Source organism: Microvirga sp. Mcv34 (genome assembly GCF_024519725.1).
Taxonomy (GTDB): domain Bacteria; phylum Pseudomonadota; class Alphaproteobacteria; order Rhizobiales; family Beijerinckiaceae; genus Microvirga.
Genome location: NZ_JALJRK010000061.1, coordinates 1 through 20,429 on the forward strand (window position 1 = coordinate 1; position 20,429 = coordinate 20,429).

Annotated in this window: 25 protein-coding genes and 1 pseudogene; 9 read left to right on the forward strand and 17 right to left on the reverse strand. The window is 66.3% G+C overall.

Annotated features, from left to right (window positions below; genetic code table 11):
- Positions 1-721, reverse strand: a 721-nt coding sequence (locus tag OC446_RS30875) for a diguanylate cyclase domain-containing protein (protein WP_315986530.1), incomplete at its 3' end; no start/stop codon positions are given.
- Between the two features lie 326 nt (positions 722-1,047).
- On the opposite strand from OC446_RS30875, the gene OC446_RS22610 reads away from it, so the two are divergent.
- The 3 genes from OC446_RS22610 (at position 1,048) to OC446_RS22620 (ending at position 3,165) form a co-directional block, all read left to right on the forward strand.
- Positions 1,048-1,458 (forward strand): response regulator, encoded by a 411-nt coding sequence (locus tag OC446_RS22610; protein ID WP_262031268.1) that lies wholly within the window; start codon positions 1,048-1,050, stop codon positions 1,456-1,458.
- 146 nt (positions 1,459-1,604) lie between these two features.
- Positions 1,605-2,819 (forward strand): NO-inducible flavohemoprotein, encoded by a 1,215-nt coding sequence (gene hmpA / locus OC446_RS22615; protein ID WP_262031269.1) that lies wholly within the window; start codon positions 1,605-1,607, stop codon positions 2,817-2,819.
- 70 nt (positions 2,820-2,889) lie between these two features.
- Positions 2,890-3,165 (forward strand): DUF6894 family protein, encoded by a 276-nt coding sequence (locus OC446_RS22620; protein ID WP_262031270.1) that lies wholly within the window; start codon positions 2,890-2,892, stop codon positions 3,163-3,165.
- Positions 3,166-3,248: 83 nt separating this feature from the next.
- On the opposite strand, the gene OC446_RS22625 is transcribed toward OC446_RS22620, so the two are convergent.
- A complete protein-coding gene (locus OC446_RS22625) occupies positions 3,249-3,626 on the reverse strand; it encodes a response regulator transcription factor (RefSeq protein ID WP_262031271.1) in 378 nt (125 codons plus the stop codon).
- Between the two features lie 328 nt (positions 3,627-3,954).
- Between OC446_RS22625 and OC446_RS22630 the strand changes: the two genes are divergently transcribed.
- Entirely contained in the window at positions 3,955-4,086 is a 132-nt protein-coding gene (locus tag OC446_RS22630; RefSeq protein ID WP_262031272.1) for a hypothetical protein, read from the forward strand.
- Positions 4,087-4,135: 49 nt separating this feature from the next.
- On the opposite strand, the gene ccoS is transcribed toward OC446_RS22630, so the two are convergent.
- The 9 genes from ccoS to OC446_RS22675 form a co-directional block, all read right to left on the reverse strand.
- Positions 4,136-4,300 (reverse strand): cbb3-type cytochrome oxidase assembly protein CcoS, encoded by a 165-nt coding sequence (gene ccoS, locus OC446_RS22635; protein ID WP_410055115.1) that lies wholly within the window; start codon positions 4,298-4,300, stop codon positions 4,136-4,138.
- Positions 4,301-4,334: 34 nt separating this feature from the next.
- A complete protein-coding gene (locus OC446_RS22640) occupies positions 4,335-6,563 on the reverse strand; it encodes a heavy metal translocating P-type ATPase (protein WP_262031274.1) in 2,229 nt (742 codons plus the stop codon).
- 37 nt (positions 6,564-6,600) lie between these two features.
- Positions 6,601-7,407, reverse strand: a complete 807-nt coding sequence (locus OC446_RS22645) for a DUF2189 domain-containing protein (RefSeq protein WP_262031275.1) — start codon at positions 7,405-7,407, stop codon at positions 6,601-6,603.
- Between the two features lie 36 nt (positions 7,408-7,443).
- Complete coding sequence (locus tag OC446_RS22650; protein WP_315986531.1) at positions 7,444-7,605, reverse strand: hypothetical protein; 162 nt, start codon at positions 7,603-7,605, stop codon at positions 7,444-7,446.
- Positions 7,606-7,640: 35 nt separating this feature from the next.
- The gene (ccoP, locus tag OC446_RS22655; RefSeq protein ID WP_262031277.1) at positions 7,641-8,522 is read right to left on the reverse strand and encodes a cytochrome-c oxidase, cbb3-type subunit III; all 882 of its coding nucleotides are present in this window, start codon (positions 8,520-8,522) and stop codon (positions 7,641-7,643) included.
- Positions 8,513-8,683 (reverse strand): cbb3-type cytochrome c oxidase subunit 3, encoded by a 171-nt coding sequence (locus OC446_RS22660; protein ID WP_262031278.1) that lies wholly within the window; start codon positions 8,681-8,683, stop codon positions 8,513-8,515. The genes ccoP and OC446_RS22660 overlap by 10 nt, the downstream gene beginning before the upstream one ends.
- 22 nt (positions 8,684-8,705) lie before the next feature.
- Positions 8,706-9,458, reverse strand: a complete 753-nt coding sequence (ccoO, locus tag OC446_RS22665) for a cytochrome-c oxidase, cbb3-type subunit II (RefSeq protein WP_262031279.1) — start codon at positions 9,456-9,458, stop codon at positions 8,706-8,708.
- A gap of 4 nt (positions 9,459-9,462) precedes the next feature.
- A complete protein-coding gene (ccoN, locus tag OC446_RS22670; protein ID WP_262031280.1) occupies positions 9,463-11,118 on the reverse strand; it encodes a cytochrome-c oxidase, cbb3-type subunit I in 1,656 nt (551 codons plus the stop codon).
- Positions 11,119-11,336: 218 nt separating this feature from the next.
- Positions 11,337-11,579 (reverse strand): hypothetical protein, encoded by a 243-nt coding sequence (locus OC446_RS22675; RefSeq protein ID WP_262031281.1) that lies wholly within the window; start codon positions 11,577-11,579, stop codon positions 11,337-11,339.
- 160 nt (positions 11,580-11,739) lie between these two features.
- On the opposite strand from OC446_RS22675, the gene OC446_RS22680 reads away from it, so the two are divergent.
- Entirely contained in the window at positions 11,740-11,946 is a 207-nt protein-coding gene (locus OC446_RS22680) for a hypothetical protein (protein ID WP_262031282.1), read from the forward strand.
- A gap of 164 nt (positions 11,947-12,110) precedes the next feature.
- Positions 12,111-12,614 (forward strand): ferritin-like domain-containing protein, encoded by a 504-nt coding sequence (locus OC446_RS22685; protein WP_262031283.1) that lies wholly within the window; start codon positions 12,111-12,113, stop codon positions 12,612-12,614.
- A gap of 125 nt (positions 12,615-12,739) precedes the next feature.
- Here the strand turns inward: OC446_RS22685 and OC446_RS22690 are convergent, their stop codons facing one another.
- Positions 12,740-13,126: a response regulator gene (locus OC446_RS22690; protein ID WP_262031284.1), complete on the reverse strand. Its 387-nt coding sequence runs from the start codon at positions 13,124-13,126 to the stop codon at positions 12,740-12,742.
- 252 nt (positions 13,127-13,378) lie between these two features.
- Here OC446_RS22690 and OC446_RS22695 point away from each other — a divergent pair, with 252 nt between their 5' ends.
- Together OC446_RS22695 and OC446_RS22700 are read left to right on the forward strand one after the other, a co-directional pair.
- Positions 13,379-15,172 carry an adenylate/guanylate cyclase domain-containing protein gene (locus tag OC446_RS22695; protein WP_262031285.1) on the forward strand — a complete coding sequence of 598 codons (1,794 nt, stop codon included), beginning with the start codon at positions 13,379-13,381 and terminating at the stop codon, positions 15,170-15,172.
- Positions 15,173-15,403: 231 nt separating this feature from the next.
- The gene (locus OC446_RS22700; protein WP_262031286.1) at positions 15,404-17,119 is read left to right on the forward strand and encodes an adenylate/guanylate cyclase domain-containing protein; all 1,716 of its coding nucleotides are present in this window, start codon (positions 15,404-15,406) and stop codon (positions 17,117-17,119) included.
- Positions 17,120-17,246: 127 nt separating this feature from the next.
- Here the strand turns inward: OC446_RS22700 and OC446_RS22705 are convergent, their stop codons facing one another.
- The 3 genes and pseudogenes from OC446_RS22705 to OC446_RS31105 form a co-directional block, all read right to left on the reverse strand.
- Entirely contained in the window at positions 17,247-18,038 is a 792-nt protein-coding gene (locus OC446_RS22705) for a DUF1194 domain-containing protein (RefSeq protein WP_262031287.1), read from the reverse strand.
- Positions 18,035-18,553 carry a dienelactone hydrolase family protein gene (locus tag OC446_RS22710; RefSeq protein ID WP_262031288.1) on the reverse strand — a complete coding sequence of 173 codons (519 nt, stop codon included), beginning with the start codon at positions 18,551-18,553 and terminating at the stop codon, positions 18,035-18,037. The genes OC446_RS22705 and OC446_RS22710 overlap by 4 nt, the downstream gene beginning before the upstream one ends.
- 38 nt (positions 18,554-18,591) lie before the next feature.
- Positions 18,592-19,005 (reverse strand): annotated as a pseudogene (locus OC446_RS31105) (dienelactone hydrolase family protein); the annotation flags it as partial.
- Between OC446_RS31105 and OC446_RS22715 the strand changes: the two are divergent.
- A complete protein-coding gene (locus OC446_RS22715) occupies positions 19,004-19,201 on the forward strand; it encodes a DUF1214 domain-containing protein (protein ID WP_262031289.1) in 198 nt (65 codons plus the stop codon). The pseudogene OC446_RS31105 and the gene OC446_RS22715 sit on opposite strands and share 2 nt — an antisense overlap.
- 143 nt (positions 19,202-19,344) lie before the next feature.
- Here OC446_RS22715 and OC446_RS22720 read toward each other — a convergent pair whose 3' ends face one another.
- Both OC446_RS22720 and OC446_RS22725 read right to left on the reverse strand, forming a co-directional pair.
- Positions 19,345-19,644, reverse strand: a complete 300-nt coding sequence (locus OC446_RS22720) for a hypothetical protein (protein ID WP_262031290.1) — start codon at positions 19,642-19,644, stop codon at positions 19,345-19,347.
- 95 nt (positions 19,645-19,739) lie between these two features.
- Complete coding sequence (locus OC446_RS22725) at positions 19,740-20,225, reverse strand: DUF72 domain-containing protein (RefSeq protein ID WP_262031291.1); 486 nt, start codon at positions 20,223-20,225, stop codon at positions 19,740-19,742.
- Positions 20,226-20,429: the final 204 nt, after the last annotated feature.

The window sequence follows — 20,429 nt, forward strand, 5'->3', positions numbered from 1 at the left end:
TGGCCGCACCCTGCGCATCGGCTCGTGCCAGGATGATCGCGATCTCCTCTCCGCCGTAGCGGGCGATGAGATCTCCTGGGCCGGGCGTCAGGCTTTGGAGGGCGGCCGCGACCGCCCGGAGGCAATCGTCACCCACCAGATGGCCATAGGCGTCATTGAAGCCCTTGAAGTGATCAATGTCGAGGAGGAGGAGCGACATCTGGGTCTTCTCGCGAACCGTGCGGCGCCATTCCCAGGCCAGCGCTTCATCGAACGAGCGGCGGTTAGCGAGGCCGGTCAGGCCATCCTTCGTCGCCATCGCGGTCAGTTGATCCTCCAGCGCCTTGCGCGCGCTCACGTCCCGCATCACCACGGCCCGGTCGCCGGGCTGGCCGAGGGCATGGTCGCCGATGGGCCGGGACGTGACCTCAACCCACACCAAGCTCCCATCGCCGCAAATGGCCCGGACCGTGACGGTCGAGCTGTCAACCTCCCCGGCCACCAGACGCGCCGTCGCGGCGGCGATGACCGGCAAATCCTCAGGACAGACGAACTCGCGCACAGGATGTCCGGTGATCTCGGACACGGGCCGACGAAACATTCTTTCCGCCGACGGCGAGATATAGCTGAAGGTCATGTCCGCCCCGACGCGGGCGATGACATCAGTGCAGTATTCGGCCAGCAGGCGCAGCTCCGCCTCCGCCGTCATGCCGTGCCGATCTGAGATCCCACCATCTGCCATCTCGGCCCCACCTCGTGCGCTCCACAGGTGCCGGCTCATATCATGGCAACACCAACTCCCAAAGATTTTCAGCCGGTGACCCTGTCAGCTCCACAAGCGCAGGCACCGTCGACACAGGCCTTGTCGGAACTTGGCTGACCGGTGCCGAATTGTCGCGACCGGCGCCACGGATCCGGGCTGCTCCGGGTGGAATTTTCGCCCTGCGGCCGGAACATGGGTGTCCGCCCGATGTTGGGACCCATGTTGCGTGGGATCCTGCCCTGGTGCCACTGTCGGCCTGGGTGTTCCTGTCTTGTTGCGTTCTTCAAGCCATTTTCAAGGAGACGATGATGGGTCAGGCGATCCGGCGGAAGGTGCTTGTGGTCGAGGATGAGGCGGAGCTGCGCCACCTGGCCGCGACGGTGATCGAGGAGACCGATCTGGAGGTCGTCGAGGTGGAGACCGCCGATGCGGCGTTGGCCTTCCTGCAGGACCATGCCGACGAGGTGGTGATGGTCTTCACCGACGTGACCCTGCCGGGCAGGGCGGACGGCGTTGACCTCACGCTCGCCTGCGCGGCGCGCTGGCCCCACATCCGGGTGCTCGTCACCTCCGGGCGTGTGCGGTTGCCGAAGGACGGATTGCCAAAGACGGCGCGCTTCATGCCCAAGCCGTGGCGGGCGCTGGACGTCCTGGTGGCGGTCGACAAGGCGGCCCGTGGCGCTGGGATCCCGACGACGGTCGCACGGCGTCAATGACCAGGATGGGATGAACCTGCGACCAACGGTGATCAGGGCAATCCCTTAGTTTCGGGGACGGACCCGACGGCGTAACGCCTGGGGCGAAAGGCGTGCCACACGGATGCCGACCTGGCCCGTGATGCTGCATCCCAGGAGGTCATCCCATGACGGACACATTGAGCGACACGACCATTCACCTCGTGAAGGCCACCGTTCCCGCACTTCAGGAGCATGGGCTGGCGGTCACGAAGCGCATGTATGAGCGCATGTTCCAGAACACGGAGATCCGCGACCTCTTCAACCAGTCGCACCATGGCGAGACAGGCTCCCAGCCCAAGGCCCTGGCGTCGGCCATCCTCGCCTATGCCCAAAACATCGACAATCTCGGCGCGCTGGCACCGGCCGTCGAGCGGATCGCGCAGAAGCACGTGGGGCTGACCATCCTGCCCGAGCACTACCCGCATGTCGCCGAGGCGCTGCTCGGCGCGATCAAGGACGTGCTCGGGGATGCCGCCACGGACGAGATCCTTGCCGCCTGGGGCGAGGCCTACTGGTTCCTGGCGCACGTGCTGATCGGACGTGAGAAGGCCATCTACGCCAGCCTGGCCGCCGCGCCTGGCGGCTGGAACGGCTGGCGCGCCTTCCGGATCGAGAGCAAGAGCCAAGAGAGCGAGATCATCACCTCCTTCGTGCTGCGGCCCGAGGACGGCGGACCGGTCCTGCGGCACCGGCCCGGCCAGTACCTGACCTTCTGGATCGAGGTGCCGGGCCAGCATCCGCTCAAGCGCAACTACAGCATCTCCAGCGCGCCGAACGGCGAGACCTACCGCATCTCGGTCAAGCGCGAGCCGCAGGGCATCGCATCATCCTGGCTGCACGACAGGACCGAGGTCGGTCAGATCCTGAAGGTGGCGCCGCCCGCGGGCGAGTTCTTCCTCAACGAGGAGTCTCCGAGGCCGGTCGTACTGCTGAGCGGCGGCGTCGGCCTGACGCCGATGATGAGCATGCTGGAGACCATCGCCGCAAGGTATCCCAACAAGGCCGTCCATTACGTGCATGGCACGCTGAACGGCTCGACCCATGCGATGAGGGACCGTGTCCGGTCCCTGGCCGAGGCCTACCCCAACATCCGCGCGACAACCTTCTACGTCGAGCCGCGGCCCGAGGATCGGCTCGGAGATGACTACGATCATGAAGGCCTGGTCACGGTGGACTGGCTGCGGGCGAACACGGCGCTGGACGAGGCCGGCTACTACCTGTGCGGTCCGCGGCCGTTCCTGAAGGCATTCGTGGGCGGACTGGCCCTGGCAGGCGTCCGGTCGAACCGCATCCACTACGAGTTCTTCGGACCGGCCGACGAGATCCTGGCGGCGGCTTGATCCCCACGGTGTCCATCCCAACTTGGGACGGAGGGGATCAAGCCAACGATTGACGAGCCCCCGAAAGGCCATGCCCCGCTTTTTCTTTCATGTCCGCTGCCGCGGCGAGACCCTGAGCCACGATAGCTTGGGCCTCGACTTCCCCGATGCGGTGACGGCTCACAACGAGGCCGTGCGCGCGGCGCGGGACCTCGATGGCGCGTTCGTTGTCCGAGGTCGAAACCCCCATGATTGCACCATCGAGGTCGAGAACGCCGCAGGTGAGCTTGTCTTCAGCGTGTCGTTTGCCGCGATTTTCAATGGGCATGCCAAGCCGTTCGATTCCCATGTCGAGGCCGGGCAGTAAGGGAAACCGTCAGCGGGATCTCCCGCTGGTGAGTTCAAGCCGCCGCGCGCCAGGGCGCACTCACATTCCCGTTCCAAGCAGTCCTACTTGGAGGCCGCCAGCGCACCGGTGATGCCGTCAAGCAGAGCACTGTCCTCCAGGGGCTTTTCCAGCACCAGCCGGAAGCCCGCCCTCAGGGCGCGCTCCTGCAGATAGGGGGAACCTGGTGTGGTGATCAGAATCGCAGGGAGGTCAATGTGATGCTCCCGAAGCCTGCTCACGAGGTCGATGCCGTCCATGCCCGGCATCGTAAGGTCGACGACAAGGCAGCCGGACAAAGGCAGCTCACCATCGGCGAGGAGTTGGGCGCCACTCTCGTAGAGGCGCACCTCCAGGCCTTCCTGCTCCAGGGCGAACTTCAATGACTGCCGGACCGCGGCATCATCGTCGACGACGAGGATCGGTCCTGTGATCGTGGGCATGGCGTCGCCTGATGGTTTGAGAACCGCACAACCTTACGCCGCCGGCACAACGCAAGGGGTTGATCTGCCTCAAGCCCGGAGCCCGTGGTGGCTCAGGAATATCCCGTAGACTTTCAAGAATGCTGCGGATCCGGTAGGCTGCTCCTTCTGCTTCAGGTGTCCTGTCGGATTCGTCGATGCCTGCGTCCCAACCTGCCGGCCAGCGGCTGTGATCCCATTCCCGGCTTCCGTGCTCCTTGGGCTGGAGGCATCGAACCGCTTGAGGCAGCCGCTGGAACGGAAGCGGTTTGGAAGCCGTTGGGTGTCATTGGGAAAGGATGAGAGGATCGTGCCTCGTTTCGTTGACAAGCCGTTCGACTGGGTGGCGATCCTCGCCTTGGCTTCGGGCGCCGCCGTGCTGGTGCCGAGCCTCGCGGCACTCGGCATGACGCTGGTGGCTGTGATCCGCGACCTCGTCTGACAGAGGCTGCGCGCCGCGGTGCCGAACGGGGCCCGAGATGCGGGGACCATCAGCTTTCCGGACGGGCCCGACCTTCGTCGCTCGGATCCTCTTCGAGCAGGACCCGTTCCGCCGCTCCATCCAGATCGTCGTATTGCCCGTTGCGGAGGGACCACAGGAAGGCGGCCAGGCCGGCCAGTCCCATGCCGAGCGCAATGAGGATCAACCACCACATGGAACCCATCCGATCCTCCTCCGGGTGCTCGGCCTCATGCGGCCCTGCGCGCCGGTGACAGCCTCATGGCGTTGGCGACGACGATGATCGAGGACGACGACATCGCGACCGCCGCGACGAGGGGTGTCACATAGCCCAGCACGGCCACCGGCACCGCCAGGGCATTGTAGCCGACTGCCAGGGCAAAGTTCTGGAGGATCAACCGGCGGGACCGGCGTGAGATCCCGAGCGCGTCGCCAACGGCGGACAGGCTCTCGTTCAAGAACACGAAATCCGCGGCATTGCGGCCGATGTCGGCCGCGGTCGCGGGAGCCATGGACACGTAGGCAGCCGACAGGGCGGGTGCGTCGTTCAGGCCGTCCCCGACCATCAGGAGATGTCGGCCTGCGGTCTCATGCGCCGCGACCCGCGCCACCTTGTCCGCGGGCAGGAGCCCTGCCGCGAAGTCACGGATCCCGAGCCTCGACGCCAGGTCCTTGACCACGGCCTCACGGTCGCCCGAGAGGACTTCGACCGTCAGTCCCTGACGCACCAGATTGCCCACCGACTCCCGCGCCTCGCGGCGGACCCGGTCCTCCAGCACGAAAGTCGCCAGCGGTTCGCCATCTCGCGCCAGGACCGAGATCGAGGCGGCTGCGGAGGTGTCCTCAACCCATTGCCCTGCCGCCCATTCCGGCCGGCCGAGCCGGTACGCGGCGTCGCCGAGCCGGGCTTCGAGCCCGAGGCCCGGGACCTCGTCGATCCGGTCGAATGAAGGAACGTCGCCCACCCGTTCCGCCGCGGCTTCGGCAATCGCCCGTGCCGCCGGATGGCGCGAGCCCATAGTCATTCCCAGGGCGGTCCGCAGCGCCGATGGTGCCACCTCGTTCGCGTTGACCAGGGTGGGCTTGCCCAGCGTCAGGGTGCCGGTCTTGTCGAAGGCCACGGCGTCGATCTCGGCCAGGCGCTCCAGGGCGGAGCCGTCCTTGACCATGATCCCGCTCTCGAACAGGCGGCGTGCGGCGACGACCTGCACGATGGGAACCGCTAGGCCCAGTGCGCACGGGCAGGTGATGATCAGGACGGCGATGGCGATGGTGGTGGACGCATGCCAGTCCCCGGTGGCGACCAGCCAGCCCATAAAGGACAGCAGGGCCAGCGTGTGGACGACAGGAGAATAGAGTGCGGAGGCGCGGTCGGCCAGCCGCCGGTACCGGGCCCGCCCGCCCTCGGCCGCCTCCATCATGCGGACCATCTCCGCCAGGAACGAATCCTCCGCCCGTGCGGTGGCCTGGACTGTCAGCGGCCCCGTGAGGTTCATCACGCCCGCTTGGACCACTTCGCCCGGCGCAGCCTTTCGGGGGGCGGTTTCCCCGGAAACGAGGGAGCAGTCGAGCTCGGATGTGCCCTGGTCGACCACGCCGTCGACAGGGATGCGCTCGCCCGCGGCGACGAGCACCGCGGCACCTGGCTCGACCTCGGATACCGGGACGTAGAGCGGCCGCCCGTCCCGGATGACCGTGGCGCCGGCGGGGGCAAGCCGCGCCAGGCCCGCGACGGCGGAACGGGCGCGCTCCCGCATCATGTGGTCGAGCGTGCGGCCAATGAGCAGGAAGAACAGCAGCGAGGTCGCCGCGTCGAAGTAGGCGTGCGGCGCGTTGTGGAGCGTGTCGTAGAGGCTGAGGGCGAAGGCGAGCGACACGCCGATGGAGATCGGCACGTCCATGTTGGTGCGGCCATGCCGCAGCGCGGACCAGGCTGAGGCATAGAAGATCCGGCCGGAGTAGAGGAGGGCCGGAAGGGCGAGCAGGGCCGAGATGAGGTGGAAGGCCTGGCGCGTGCCGGCGTCGGCTCCTGCCCAGACCGACACCGACAGCATCATGATGTTCATCGCGCAGAAGCCTGCGAGCGCAAGTGCCTTGACGAGGCGGGCCAGCTCCGGATCCTTCGCGTCCCGCTCGATGGCGAACAGGTGCGCCTCGTAGCCGATGCCGCGCAGGGCGCCGATCAGGTCGGGCGGTGCTCCGTCGGCGCTGCGCCAGGTGACGGCGACCCGCTTCATGGACAGGTTGACCCGGGCGGCCTCGATGCCGGGCAGCTTCCTCAGCGTCCGCTCGACCGCCGCGATGCAGGCGGCGCAATGGACTCCCGGCACGGAAAGGTCGGTCTGGCGCGCGCCGTCGCCGAGGTCGCGGCTGGCGAGCCGGATCTCGTCCGGCGAGCAACCAGGTTGCCCGGCGCCCCCGAGCGCCACCTGCACGTCGATGGGCGCGCAACAGGTCATCGCCGTCCGCCGACTGGTCGGTCTTGCGGGGGCCGCATCAGCGCATCGCCCGGTAGGCATGCCACGTGGCATGGCCCAGCAGTGGAAAGATGACGATGAAGCCGAGGAAGCCTGTCACGGCGCTGGCCGCGAACAGCGCCAGCACGACGGCGCCCCAGGCGATCATCGGGGTGAGATTGTTCCACACCATGGCCATGCTCGTGCCCATCGCCGTCAGGGCATCCGTGCGCTGGTCCAGCAGCATGGGAATCGAGAACACGCTGATTGCGAACCCGAAGGCCGCGAACAACCCGCCGATGAGCGTGCCGACGATCAGCATCGCCCAGCCGACCGGCGTCGTGAGGAGCATAGCGGCGACCCCGTCAAGTCCGGGGAAGGCCCGGACGCCGAAGAACAGGGCGTACACCAGGACCGCGGCCCGGTTCCAGAGCAGCATCAGCAGGCAGAGCAGCAGTCCGGTGTAGAAGATCTGCGCCCCGGCCTGCGGCCGCACGAGCAGCATGGTGCGCAGCGTCGGCTGCTCGCCGGCCTCCAGAGCGCGGCTCTTCTCGTAGAGGCCGATGGCCAGCACGGGCGCCACGATCATGTAGCCGGCGATGGCGGGGAACAGGATGTAATCCCGCCCTGAGGCGATCAGCGCCCAGGCGAGGAGGGCGGTGATCACGAAGACGGCGACGCCATAGGCCAGGCTGAGGCCCGGCCGGACCAGCAGGTCGCGCCAGCCCGCCCGCAGCCAGTCGAGCGCAGCCTGCGCCGGCAGGTGGCGCTGCCGCGCCGGATTGCGCGTCTCATCGATGCTGGAGGTCTCGCTCAAAAGGCCGTAGGACTCGTCCGCTTCGCTCATCTGCCTTCCCCAAAATCGTGCATCGCTCGATCTTCCTCAGCAGGCGGGCTTCGCCGCCCGGTACGCGCCGGCCTGGGAGCCAGCCTCCTTCAGGTGGGCGACGCAGTCGGGCTGGGAGGCCACCGCGACGTAGACAAGATGCGCGTTGGCAGCAACCACGACGAGCAGCACAGCGGCCGCCAGGAACCAGGACAGCAAGGGCCACCTGGTCCGCTTTGCCACGGGACCGGCCGTCATCGCTTCGCGTCCCTCAGCGAGTTGACGTACAGCGCCAGGATCTTGATCTCCGCTGGGGTCAGGCGCTCATCCCAGGTCGGCATGTGGCCCTGCCGCCCACCATGGATCGTGTTGATGATGGTCTGCAGGTCGCCGCCGTAAAGCCAGAACTGATCGGTCAGGTTGGGAGCGCCGACCTCGCGGTTGCCTTTGCCATCCTCGCCATGGCAGGCGGCGCAGGTGGTGAGGAAGATTTCCTTGCCGGCATGGATCTGGGGGCCGTTCTGTGGCGTCGACACGGCCGGATTGGACAGGGATTGCACGTAGGTCGCGACGTTCGCGACTTGGCTGCGGTCCAGGATCGCGTCGCGTCCGAAGGCCGGCATCTGCGCGACCCGGGTGTTCTGATGGGTAGAGTTGATGCCAATCCGCATGGTCTCGGCGATCTTGTCCACCTCACCGCCCCAGAGCCAGTCGTCATCCGTCAGGTCGGGATAGTTGGCGCGGCCCCGTCCGTCAGCCCCGTGGCAGGCGGCACAGTTGTCGCCGAACAGCTGGCGCCCCGTTGAGCGGACGACCCTCATCAGGTCCGCGTTGGCTTGGATCTGCTCGTAGCTGTCCGTCTCGATGGCCTTCATCCAGGCCGCGCGCTCGGCCTGGGCTGCGACCAGATCCTGCTGCACGGCCTGGCGTTGGTCGATCCCCAGGATGCCCTTGGTGTAGGTGGTGACCATCGGCCAGGTCGGCATCAGGATCCACCAGAGCAGCGCCCACACATGCGTGACGATGATGAACATCAGCACGCCGCGCGGCACCGGCGTGTCGAGCTCCTTGATGCCGTTCCATTCGTGTCCCGTCGTCTCGCGGCCGCTGACGGGATCGCGTTCCTCTACTGCCATGGCCGGTCGTCCCCATCGAGAATGTTGCGTTTGGCGTCATCGAAACGCTTCCGGTTCGACGGCCAGAACGCGTAGACCACCACGCAGATGCTGAAGGCGATGAAATAAAACAGCCCCCAGCTCTTGGCGAAGCCGACGAGGGTGTCGTGGTCGATGTCCATGAACTGACCTCCTTCGTCCTCATCAATTGGTGGGATTGGGCGCCTGTTCCGGCGCGGCCGTGTTGGAATAGGCGGCATCGGTCAGCCGCCCGAGCACCTGAAGATAGGCGACCAGCGCGTCCATCTCGGTGAGCTGGGTGACCACCCCGTCGAAGGCGCTGACCTGGGTCTTCTCGCCGTAGCGTTCGGTGACACCGGCGGCGAACGGGCTGTCGGGCGCTGCCTGCCCGAAGGCGTCGCCGGCGGCGTTGGCGATCATGGCATCGGTATACGGCACGCCGAGCGACCGCTGCGCCCGCAGGTGCCGTCCGAGGTCCCCCGTCTCCAGGGCGGTGCGGGCGAGGAAGCTGTAGGCCGGCATGTTCGACTCCGGCACCACGCTGCGCGGATTGGTCAGGTGCGCGACGTGCCAGAAGTCTGAGTACTTGCCGCCGATGCGGGCGAGGTCCGGGCCGGTGCGCTTCGAGCCCCACAGCATCGGGTGGTCGTACTTGGACTCGACCGCCAGCGAGTACGGGCCGTAGCGCTCGACCTCGTCGCGCAGGGTGCGGATCATCTGGCTGTGGCAGGCGTAGCAGCCCTCGCGGACATAGATGTTGCGCCCGGCCAGCTCCAGCGGGGTGTAGAGGCGCATGTCCGGCGCCTCCTCGACGGTTGTGTGGATGGTGAAGAGCGGCGCGATCTCGACGAGGCCGCCGACGCTGGCGGCGGCGATGATCGCGACGACGAAGCCGATGGCGGTGCGCTCTAACTTGCGGTGGAACAGTTCAGCCATGATGTCACTCCGCCGGGGTCGCTGCGGCGCCGGGCGCCAATCCCGTGTCCGGCACGTCCGCCCGGCGGTCCACGGCGGCGGGCACCGCGCGCACCGTCATCCAGATGTTGAAGGCGGCGACAATGGCGCCGAGCAGGAACAGCAGGCCGCCGAAGGCACGCGCGATGTAATACGGGTACATGGCGACAAGAGAGTCGAGGAAGGAATAGGCGAGCGTGCCCTCCTGCGTGTAGGTGCGCCACATCAGCCCCTGGAGGATGCCCGAGTTCCACATCGAGAAGACGTAGATGAGCGTGCCGGCCACCGCCAGCCAGAAGTGGACCTCGACCAGCGCCGGCGAATACATGCGCTCGCGCTTCCAGAGCGAGGGCACCAGGGTGTAGATCGACCCGAAGGTGATGAACGCCACCCAGCCGAGCGCTCCGGCGTGGACGTGGCCGACGGTCCAGTCAGTGTAGTGCGAGAGTGCGTTGACCGGCCGGATCGCCAGGAACGAGCCCTCGAAGGTCGACAGGCCGTAGAAGACCACCGCAACAAAGATGAAGCGCAGGGTCGCGTCGTCCCTAACCTTCTGCCAGGCACCGTTGAGGGTGAGCAGCGCATTGCCCGCCGAGGCCCATGATGGGACCAGCAGCATCACCGAGAATGTCATGCCGAGGTTTTGCACCCAGTGGGGCAGGGCGGTGTAGTGCAGGTGGTGCGACCCGGCCCACATGTAGAAGAAGGTGATGCCCCAGAAGCTGAGGATCGAGAGCCGGTAGGAGAAGATCGGCCGCTGCGCCCGCACCGGCAGGTAGTAATAGAGCATCGCCAAGAAGCCGGCGGTGAGGAAGAAGGCGACGGCGTTGTGGCCGTACCACCACTGCACCATCGAGTCCTGCACGCCGGCCCAGATCGTGTAGCTCTTGGCCTGCCCGAACGAGACCGGGATGGCGAGGTTGTTGACGATGTGGAGGATCGCCACCACGACGATGAAGGCCATGAAGTACCAGTTGGCGACGTAGATGTGCGGCTCCTTGCGCCGGGCGATGGTGCGCAGGAAGAGCACGAAGTAGGTGACCCAGACGACCACCAGCCACAGGTCGGCGTACCATTCTGCCTCCGCGTACTCCTTCGACTGGGTCACGCCCATGAAGTAGCCGGTGACGGCGAGGAGGCAGAACAGGTTGAAGCCGAGCAGCACGAACCACGGGCTGACCTGGCCCGCCAGGCGGGCGCGTGAGGTGCGCTGCACAACGTGGAAGGAGGTGGCGATGAGGGCGTTGCCGCCGAAGCCGAAGATCACGCCGGTCGTGTGCGTCGGGCGCAGGCGTCCGAAGGTCGACCAGCCGGCGTCGAACGCGAGGTCGGGCCACGCCAGCTGGGCGGCTGTCCAGACCCCCATGAACATGCCGAAGATCGCCCAGGCCAGCGTCAGGGCAATGCCGACCTTGGTCGGGTCGTCGTAATAGTGCGAGGGACGATCCTGGGTCGGCTCGGGCTCGTAGTACGACCGCATGACCAGGGCGGCGAGGCCCCCGCCGAAGAGCAGGACGAGCACCCCGTGCATGCCAAGTGGATCGGAGCCACCGGCTGCCGCCATGGCTATGCCGGCGACGAAGATGCAAACAAGGATAACCAGGGCGTTCTGACGCTCGCCGGTGGTCAGCTGCTGAACCATGCTGATCCCTCTTTGTGGGCTTGAGGCATTCAGGGCCGTGGGGTCTCGGTTTTTCCGTGCGGTTCCAAGCCACGGTGCCGGAGCCGAACTCTTAAGCTTGATAAACTGGGAGTTATCGGCGGGCCGTCAACGGCCTGCCTTGCACCGGTCATTCTCCGGGGAGCATGGACTGGCACCGGGATCGTCCCAACTCAGGGAAACTCCTTAGTTGAGCGGCCTCAGTGGGCGGGAGCTAATTGCTCCTCGTGCACGCGCCTCTGCATCCCGTCGCGCTCCGACCGTACGTGGTACTGCGCCCCGGTGCCGTCGGGCGGCAGCAGGCGCGTCACTTCCCACACGTCGGAGGCGAACCTCCGCACGTCGACAGGAACCACGAGGTTGAGAAAGGCTTCGGCGGTGTTCGCGCTAGAGAAGGTGGAAAGCTTGACGCGATCACCGAGACGAAACTGATGCACTGCCATGAGCCTGTCCGTTGTCGTTGCTAACCCATGTTAATGCCTGAGAGCGGCCAAGGTTTCGCGTCCTGAGAGAAGCACTATCCGTTGGAGGACCTGGTGCAGGCCCTTTCGGATCTTATCGATTGCTCCTGAGCGAGGTACCAAGGCGAAGACCGACCCTTCCATGGAAAGCGAGCACCTTGCCAAGGCGGAACGGCACATTGCCGAAGGCGAGAGCCGCTTGGCCGCCCAGAAGGCGCTCATCGAGCGCATGGCCGGGGAAGGCCGTGACACGGCGCTCGCCGAGGAGTTGCTCCGGTCTCTGGAACAGGCCCTTGAGCAATGGCACGTCCACCGGCGGCTGATCCTGGAGACCCTCGCGCGGGAGTGAGCCTGCTCAGGGGAGCGGAACCGGGCGGAACCCGGTCCGCCCCTGCCCGCCCAGCCGAACCGTTGCGCGGCTGTGACGTTACCTTTCCGCCTGGGCTGCCGACGGCTGCGCAGGCATCCCGCACGGCCGTCGGCAGCCCTCCACACAATGGAAGGACAGTCGCCATGGGCCTTTTCTCGAAAGACATCAAATCGCTCGACGATCTCTTCGTCCACACCTTGCAGGACATCTACTACGCCGAGAACCAGATCACGAAGGCGCTGCCGACGATGATCGAGAAGGCGACCGACCCGCAGCTCAAGCAGGGCTTCCAGACCCACCTCGCCGAGACCCAGAACCAGATCAAGCGGCTGGAGCAGGTGTTCCAGATGCACGGACACACCCCCAAGGGCGTGGACTGCCCAGCTATTGACGGCATCATCAAGGAGGCCAACGAGGTCGCCGGTGACGTCGCGGACAAGGAGGTGCTGGACGCCGCGCTGCTGGCCGCCGCGCAGGCGGTGGAGCACTACGAGATCACCCGCTACGGCACCCTGATCGCGTGGGCCAAGCAGCTTGGCCGGAATGACTGCGCCAGCGTTTTGCAGCAGACCCTCGATGAGGAGAAGGCGACTGACCAGAAGCTCACCGCCATGGCGGAAAGCAAGGTCAACCAGAAGGCCGCTTGACCATCCTGGCCATCGAATTCCAAAGGAGCGGCCGCCCAACGGCGGCCGCTCTCGTGTTGGGACGGTAAACGTCCGCCCGCAGGCGGAGCGGACGTGCCCTAGGGCCTTCAGGTTCGGGGTGACGGTCAGACCGCTTCGGTATGGCAGGGGCGGCCGGCGAGCGCGCTGCGAAGCGCGGCCGCCAGGTATTGGCCGCTGAAGGGCTTGGGCAGAACAGGGCTGCCGCGGAAGCGGGCGGGAAGGCCTGCCGGGCCGTAGCCGGTCGCGAAGATGATGGGGACGCCGCGCCCGTCCAAGATCTCGGCGACCGGGAAGACGACGGAGCCACCGACATTGATGTCGAGGATGGCCGCATCAAGCTCGGCCGACAGCGCGAGGCTGAGGGCCTGGTCCATCCTGGCGACGGGTCCAACCACCTCGCTGCCGAAGTCGATCACCATGTCCTCGACGAGCATGGCGATCATGGCTTCATCCTCGACGACGAGGACGCGGCAGCGTGGCTTCTCATCCATCCCGGGCTCCTGGGGCACGAGGCAAGGCAAAGCTCGGGTCAACGGCCACGCTGTAACCGGGTTCCCGGCGGTGGCCACCATGCGGGGCGGTGTCGGGACGCGCAGGGTTCCCGCTCCAGGCACCGCGATCAGGCCGCCGCGTTGCAACAGGGCGCTGTACGCTGCCTATGCGGTTTTGTACCATGGACCGGCACGGATCGCGGCCGTGGGCCGGTAAGTGCAACCTGACCTGTCGGACCGGAGGTGTCGGTCATGGAGCGCCGGCTGGCCGCCCTCTTCGCGGCCGACGTGGAAGCCTACTCCCGCCTCATGGGCGAGGACGAGGCTGCGACCTTTGAGACGCTGACGTCGCATCGCGCCATCCTTGACGGCCTCATCGCCGAACACCGGGGGCGGATCGCCAACACGGCGGGGGACAGCGTGCTGGCGGAGTTTCCCAGTGCCGTTGATGCGGTGACCTGCGCACTGAGAGCCCAGGAGGCGCTCGCGTCCGCCAATGACAAGCTGCCGGAGACCCGGCGCCTGCACTTCCGGATCGGGGTGCATGTGGGTGACGTGATGGTGAAGGGCGGCGATCTGTTCGGCGACGGGGTCAACATCGCGGCCCGGCTTCAGGCGCTGTCCCGGCCAGGAGGCATCTGCCTGTCGGCGACAGCCCAGGAATATGTGCGCAAGGCTCTGCCAGTCACCTTCGAGGATCTCGGACCGCAACGCGTCAAGAACATCGATGAGCCTGTCCGGGCTTTCGCTGTCAAAGCCATCAACGGGCAGGGATCCCCGGCCCGTATTCCATCCAGCAAGGAAATCCTCCGGGCCGACCGGCCGGCCGTGGCGGTGCTGCCGTTCACGAACATGGGCGGCGACCCGGAGCAGGTCTACTTCAGCGATGGCATCACCGAGGATATCATCACCGAGCTCGCCCGTTTCCGGGAGCTTCTCGTCATTGCCCGAAATTCCTCCTTCTCGTTCCGGGGCAAGGACGTCGACGTGCGGGAGGTCGGGCGGGGGCTCAACGCCGACTACGTAGTCGAGGGCAGCGTGCGCCGGGTCGGCGACCGGGTCCGGATCACCGCGCAGTTGATCAACGCCGCCTCAGGCGCCCATCTCTGGGCTGAGCGGTATGACCGCTCGTTCGAGGACGTGTTCGCCATCCAGGACGAGATCGCGCGCGGGGTGGTCGCAACCGTGGCCCGGCGCATCGAAGAGGAGGCCGAGGCGGTGGCGCGCCGCCGGCCGCCGCAGGACATGCGCGCCTATGATCTCTTCCTGCAAGGGCATCGCCTCACCGACGTGTACACGGACGATAATCAGGCCCGGGCGCGAGCGTTCTTCGAGCGGGCCCGGGACCTCGATCCTACCTTCGCCAGGGCGTACACGGGCCTTGCGTTCAGTTACCTCAACCAGGCCGCCGAGGAGGGCGTCGGGCTTCCGCGTGAGCAGGATCCGAACCGGATCGAGGCGCACCGGCTCGTCGAGCAGGCGCTGATGGTCGATCCAACCGAACCACGGGTGCAGTCGACAGCGGGCTACGTGTTCCTGACCTGGCGCGAGTTCGACCGGGCCGAGCGCCATCTCGGCCTTGCGCAGTCCATGAACCCGAATGACGCCACCATCCAGATCTTCTGGGCTTGGGCCCAAGCGTGCTTGGGGAACCCGGCGAAAGGCTTGGCCGCCGCCGAGCTCGCTAGGCGCCTGAACCCGCGCTATCCGCACTGGTACAGCTACTACCAGGCTAGGGCGCTGTTCCTCCTGCGGCGCTACGAGGACGTCGTTACCCAACTTCACTACCGCATAACTGGGGAACCCACCCAGCACCGCCGGGACATGCTGCTGCTGAGTGCAGCGTTTGGCCTGCTGGGGCGGGCGGAGCAAGCCCAACAATGTGCTCGGTGGTTCCTGGAAAGCGTCGGGCCGGTCTGGCGCGGAGATCCGAATGCGGGACCGCCCGAGTACGTCGACTGGTTCGTCGACACCTCGTACCTCCGGCGCCCGGAGGACGAGGCGCTTTTGCGGGAAGGGCTTCAGCTGGCCGGGTTGCCGGCGTAAGCAAACGGTCTTGGCCGGGACGCGCCACGCACATTGCATCGGAGCCCACAGATTACTCTGAGTGCTATGCCGCGGCCTTTGGCGGGGGTCGAACCGAGGCCGGACGTCGGCAGGAGGCTCGATCTGCGGCCCCTCAGGGCGTAGATTGGTTCGGCAGCATCAGCCCCCGCACTGCAGCCAGGTGCGCCAACGTGGTCCTACGCGGGGGTTCGGCATGCGCGGGAGCTTGGCATGGAGCGCCGCCTGGCCGCGATCATGGTGGCCGACATCGTCGGCTACTCGTCCCTGATGGAGAAAGCGGAGGAGCATACCGCCGAGCGGGTCGACTGCTGCCGGGAGCTGGTCCAGGACAAGGTTGGCGCCCTCGGCGGCCGGATCTTCAACACGGCCGGCGATGCCTGGCTGGCGGAGTTTGGCAGCCCGATCAATGCCCTGCGCTGCGCGGCCGAGATCCGCAGCGCGCTCGCTGCCGGAGGGGACACGGAGGATGATCCGCTCAGGCTGCGCTTTGGGCTTCATCTCGCGGACGTCGTGGTCCGGGGCGACGATCTGGTCGGCGACGGGGTGAACGTCGCGACCCGCATCCAGCAGGAGGCGGACCCCGACAGCGTCTGCGTCAGCGCGGCTTTCTTCGACAGCATCCGGCGCAACTCGCCGTTCGCCTTCGACGATCTCGGTGAGCGGCGCCTCAAAAACCTGGCGGAGCCGATCCGCGTCTATCGGCTGCGGGAGGAGATGGCGCGCCATCGGCTGCAATCCGCGCCGACGCGGGTTCCCAGCACCGGCGAGAGGCGTCCGTTGTCCCTCGCGGTCCTGCCCTTCCGCGTCATGGGTGGGGACGAGGACCAGCGCTTCCTGGCCGAGGGGCTGACGGACGAGCTGATCGTCGAGCTGGCCCGCTTCCGGCGCCTGTTGGTCAGCTCGCGCAGCGCCAGCTTCGCCTTGGCAGATGCCGACCCGGTCAAGGTCGGCGATACACTCGGGGTCCGGTACGTCCTGGAGGGGCAGGTCCGCAGGATCGGCGATCCGGTCCGGATTGGCCTCACCCTGAGTGAGACGGAGAAGGGCTCGGTGGTGTGGAGCGACAAGCTCGCCCGGCCCTTCGCCGAGCTCCTGGACCTGCTCCACGCGACAGCAGCCAGGATCGCCGCGACGGTGTTCGGCCGGGTGGAAGACGCCGGCATGATCACGGCCCGGCGCAAGCCGCCCGCGACCATGTCGGCCTTCGAGTGCCTGCTGCGCGGCATCGATCACCACCGCCTCGGCGGCGTGCTGGAGGAGCACTCCCGCGAGGCGGTAGAGTGGTTCACCCGTGCCATCGAGCTCGACCCGAGCTACGCGGCGGCCTACGCTTGGCGGGTCTGCGCGGCTTCCGATCTCCCGGAGTTCCGCTTCCCCGAGAGCGGCGAGCCCGACATCCGCCGTGCGCTGGAACTGGACCCCTGCGATGCCGAGGCCAACCGGATCGCCTCTTTCTTCGAACTGCTCAAGGGCGACTTCGACCAGGCGGCAACGCTGATGTGGCGGGCAATGGAGCTGAACCCGTCCGATGCCTACATCAGGGCCCGCTGCGCGGCCGTCATGACCTTCAGTGGCAAGCCGGAAGAGGCGTTGCGGCTGCTGGACGAGGCGGAGGCCCTCGATCCGCTGCTGCCGGTGTGGTACGTCGAGGAGCGCGGCGTCGCCCTCTATGCGCTGGGCCACCACGAGGAGGCCCTTGAGGCCCTGGGCCGGCTTGTGTTCCAGACGTTCCGCTCGCGCCTGTATCGGGCTGCGGCGCTGATGGCACTCGGACGCCGGGAGGAGGCGGGCAGGCTGGTCAAGGAGACCTTGGCGGGCAAGCCGAACTTCACCGTCTCACGGTTCCTGTTCCAGGAGCGTCACCGCGACCCAATGCTGCGTCGGCATCTGAGGCGCTGGCTGGAGGAGGCAGGGCTGCCACCGTGATCTACGGGCTCGGGTCAGCGCCCCTTCCCCTGAAGGGGAAGGGCCTGGGCACCGCGAGGTGGCCAGGCCCAGCCGTGCCCCCGGTGTTGTCGAGTGCCGGGTCAAGGAAACTCTGCGTCTGCGTCAGTCACTTGGCTGTCGGTTGGTGTCTGCGCTGTTCGCCAGCCAGGCAGTTCGCCGCTGAGACGGCCTGAGCAGGCTGGACAAGCGAGCGAGGCTGCCACTGGTCCGTGATCTCCCGGATGATCTTGGCCTTGATGGCCTCGACGAATTGCGCCTTCTCCCACACCAGGATCATGAAGGCACCCGGGCCGCCGATAACACAGTCGCGGAAATAGAGGTCGAGGTCCTCGATATCCCAGAGGCTACTGGGCCGCTTCAGCATGATCGGCAGGCCGTTGATGGTGATGCCGTGAGCCAGAGCCTCGTCGCGGGCCAGGGTCACGGTTCGGCCTGTGTTGTTGGCCCCGTCTCCCGAGATGTCGATCACCTGCCGATCCGCCTGCACACCGCCCTGTCGAAGCTGCCGGACGCCGAAGTCGATGACGCCCGAAATGGAGGTGTAGCCCATGCGGTGGACAGGGCTTTGCAACAGCCGCTCGGCAAAGGCCAAGCCATCGGCAGGCTGCTCGATGACGGTCCAAGGGACGACTGTCGCCTGATCGAAGGCTCCGGACCATTCCACGTAGACCACGGCGATGCGCCCCAGCAGGCCCTGGCGGATCGCCTGATGGACCTCGGGGGACTGGAGCGACGCGGCAAAGCCGCGTCGCTGGAGGTCCTGCTCATCCGGCTCCATGGAAAAGGAGACATCAACCGCCAGCACCAGCGCAAGATCGACCCGGGTTTCGGCCAGCACCGCCGCCCCGTTCACCAGCAACAGCCCGCCTGCCAGCATCAGGGTGATCAGAAGGCTCACGGCGACTTCCCCTTGAGGGTCCGGTCAAGGAACCCGTGAGCGCGTGCCAGCGCATCCTCGGCCGCCCTGGAATCGTAGGCGGCCGGAAACCCGAGGATCTCCCCACTCGCTCCCCAGTGCGGGTCGGCAAATCCGTGCTTCACACCGGGGTAGACGTGGACCTCAACAGGGTTGCCGTCCGCACCCGTTGGACGGGTGCCCTCTTCGCAGTGCGCCCCCGTCCGCTGGTCGTCCCGCCCCACCAGGATCAGCAGCGGAAATGCAGGCTTCTGGATCAACTCGGCACAGGGCGCATAGTACACGACCCCTCCCTTGAAGCTGAGGTTCTCGTTGTTGACCACGCTCGACTGTGTTTGTGGCTCGGCCAGCGTTAGGACGAAGACCCCACCGGTCGCGAACCCGAAGAGGCCCACCCGGTCGCGCTGCACAAAAGGCAGGCCGGCCAAGTAGAAGAGCCCGCCATAAGCGTCAGCAACCCGGTCGACACCGGGAGGTTCTGACCATTCAGAAAGCATCCGGCCCGGGCGTGTCGGGTGGTCCAGCTGTCGATCACAAGGGCGACATAGCCCCAGGATGCCAGCTGCGCCGGAAGTGTCTCGCGGACAAAGGGGGTCAGGCCGATGCAATCGGGAAGCACGACGACAGCCGGAAAGAGGCCATTCCCCTCCGGCTTGGCCAAATACCCCTCAATGCCGCCCCCAGGTGTCGGTTTCGGCTCATCGCCGCGCTCGCGCATCCTGCGGGCCATCAGCCCTCCGACGGGCCGAGGGGCGGCGTGAAGATCCACCTTCTCGACGGCGACAGTGGGCTGGTTTGATCCGGGTTGTTGGGCCCATGTTCCGGTTGCGAAGACAAGCCCTAAGGCAACACTGATGAGACACCGCATGGCACTGCTCCCGTGCCCTATCCCATCCGCAAAATCTATCACTTCGGGCCATTGGTGGCCAAGAGAATGAGAGGCCGCCATGGCTCTCCCGTGGGCGTCGCCGCCAATTCCGCACAACGATCTCTACTTCGAGCCGACGGCACCTGCCAGCAAGGAAGGGAGGTGGATCAAAACCACTCCCGGCAAGGGTTGGTTTGTCTACCTTCGTCTGTACGGTCCAGACGGTCCGGCCTTCGACGGACGTTGGAAGCGGAGAGACTTCGAGGAGCTCCGCTGACCGAGACACGGAGAGGGAGGGCCGAATGTCGGGCCTCGACAGCCTCGCCTGGATCGTCCTGCTTGGTCTCGTCGCGACGGCCGTCGCGGTGCTTGGGATGACGCGGGCCCACGACGATCATAGGGCAGCTTGTGCCATTCGGATCAGGCCGGCTCACACTCCGCCTGGAGGAGGGCCTGATCGATGGCGGCACGGACCTCATCAAGACAGCCAGGCTGTTCGGCGCCGCGCCGCAGCACCCGGAGATCGTCCGTCGGCACCTTGGAATGCACGGCAAAACGCACAAGGACGGGAGTTCCGGGGAACACCTCCACAAGGCTCTTGCGGACTTCTTCCAGGAGGTGCTGTCCTCTGTCGTCGATCCCGCTGCGCCGCAGGTTGACTCCGAGCCGCTCCAGGTGAGGGCGTGCATTCCAGTAGATTTCCACGATGTCGGTGGCCAAAACGTGTTCCCTTGCTTGGTGTCCGAAAGAGGGTAACGGTCAAGCGCGGTCAAGGTTCGAGCCGGGCCTACACCAGCCCTCGGGTTGTGAGAGCATTACCGGTTGCCGCGAAAGCGGCTGTGTTGTCGAAGATGCACCAGGTCTCGACGCAGACTGCAGCATCCCTGGCGAGCACCCCTGCGATGGCTGCTAGATACTCCGCGTTTTAGGCAGAGTAGTAGATCCTCGGTGAGCCGTGCAGGCGATAGTACGACAGCCCGCGAGCCGCCCGGCTCGTCAGCACCCGAGACCGGAGCCGGATCTGCCGCGACGCGGGCGATCCGAAGCTCGTCGAGCAGGGCCTCGACCTCCGTCCTGAACCAGGAGGCATGACGGGTCTCGCAGACGATGCTGCCCTCGACCCGACTCCTCAGATCGCTCAGGAACCGGTCAGCGATGCCTGGCTGGAAGCTCAGTCTCGGGGGCAACTGCACAAGGAGAGGGCCGAGCTTGGGGCCGAGCCCTCCCGCCTCCGACACGAACCGGTCCGGCAGGTCTCCCACATCCGCCAGCCGGCGCTCCTGGGATAAACTAAGAACCAAAAGAATAAATCCACCTGCCGTTGTCGATTGTGAGTAATTAACCTCACCCATCTTTAAGTTAAATGTGACCTTGAACTTTGCGGAGGTCAATGATGCAATAGGATTCGGACGGAGAACGGGGCTGTTCAGCTTGAACGGTGTTCAGAATTCTCTGCCACTCGGGAAGACTAAAACATCAGTCAACCCGAAATTTGGTTCTACGCG

Coding starts and splice junctions, on each gene's coding strand:
- OC446_RS22610 (WP_262031268.1), top strand. CDS start 1,048: ATGATGGGTCAGGCGATCCGGCGGAAGGTGCTTGTGGTCGAGGATGAG.
- hmpA (WP_262031269.1), top strand. CDS start 1,605: ATGACGGACACATTGAGCGACACGACCATTCACCTCGTGAAGGCCACC.
- OC446_RS22620 (WP_262031270.1), top strand. CDS start 2,890: ATGCCCCGCTTTTTCTTTCATGTCCGCTGCCGCGGCGAGACCCTGAGC.
- OC446_RS22625 (WP_262031271.1), bottom strand. CDS start 3,626: ATGCCCACGATCACAGGACCGATCCTCGTCGTCGACGATGATGCCGCG.
- ccoS (WP_410055115.1), bottom strand. CDS start 4,300: ATGTGGTGGTTGATCCTCATTGCGCTCGGCATGGGACTGGCCGGCCTG.
- OC446_RS22640 (WP_262031274.1), bottom strand. CDS start 6,563: ATGACCTGTTGCGCGCCCATCGACGTGCAGGTGGCGCTCGGGGGCGCC.
- OC446_RS22645 (WP_262031275.1), bottom strand. CDS start 7,407: ATGAGCGAAGCGGACGAGTCCTACGGCCTTTTGAGCGAGACCTCCAGC.
- ccoP (WP_262031277.1), bottom strand. CDS start 8,522: ATGGCAGTAGAGGAACGCGATCCCGTCAGCGGCCGCGAGACGACGGGA.
- OC446_RS22660 (WP_262031278.1), bottom strand. CDS start 8,683: ATGGACATCGACCACGACACCCTCGTCGGCTTCGCCAAGAGCTGGGGG.
- ccoO (WP_262031279.1), bottom strand. CDS start 9,458: ATGGCTGAACTGTTCCACCGCAAGTTAGAGCGCACCGCCATCGGCTTC.
- ccoN (WP_262031280.1), bottom strand. CDS start 11,118: ATGGTTCAGCAGCTGACCACCGGCGAGCGTCAGAACGCCCTGGTTATC.
- OC446_RS22675 (WP_262031281.1), bottom strand. CDS start 11,579: ATGGCAGTGCATCAGTTTCGTCTCGGTGATCGCGTCAAGCTTTCCACC.
- OC446_RS22680 (WP_262031282.1), top strand. CDS start 11,740: ATGGAAAGCGAGCACCTTGCCAAGGCGGAACGGCACATTGCCGAAGGC.
- OC446_RS22685 (WP_262031283.1), top strand. CDS start 12,111: ATGGGCCTTTTCTCGAAAGACATCAAATCGCTCGACGATCTCTTCGTC.
- OC446_RS22690 (WP_262031284.1), bottom strand. CDS start 13,126: ATGGATGAGAAGCCACGCTGCCGCGTCCTCGTCGTCGAGGATGAAGCC.
- OC446_RS22695 (WP_262031285.1), top strand. CDS start 13,379: ATGGAGCGCCGGCTGGCCGCCCTCTTCGCGGCCGACGTGGAAGCCTAC.
- OC446_RS22700 (WP_262031286.1), top strand. CDS start 15,404: ATGGAGCGCCGCCTGGCCGCGATCATGGTGGCCGACATCGTCGGCTAC.
- OC446_RS22710 (WP_262031288.1), bottom strand. CDS start 18,553: ATGCTTTCTGAATGGTCAGAACCTCCCGGTGTCGACCGGGTTGCTGAC.
- OC446_RS22715 (WP_262031289.1), top strand. CDS start 19,004: ATGGCTCTCCCGTGGGCGTCGCCGCCAATTCCGCACAACGATCTCTAC.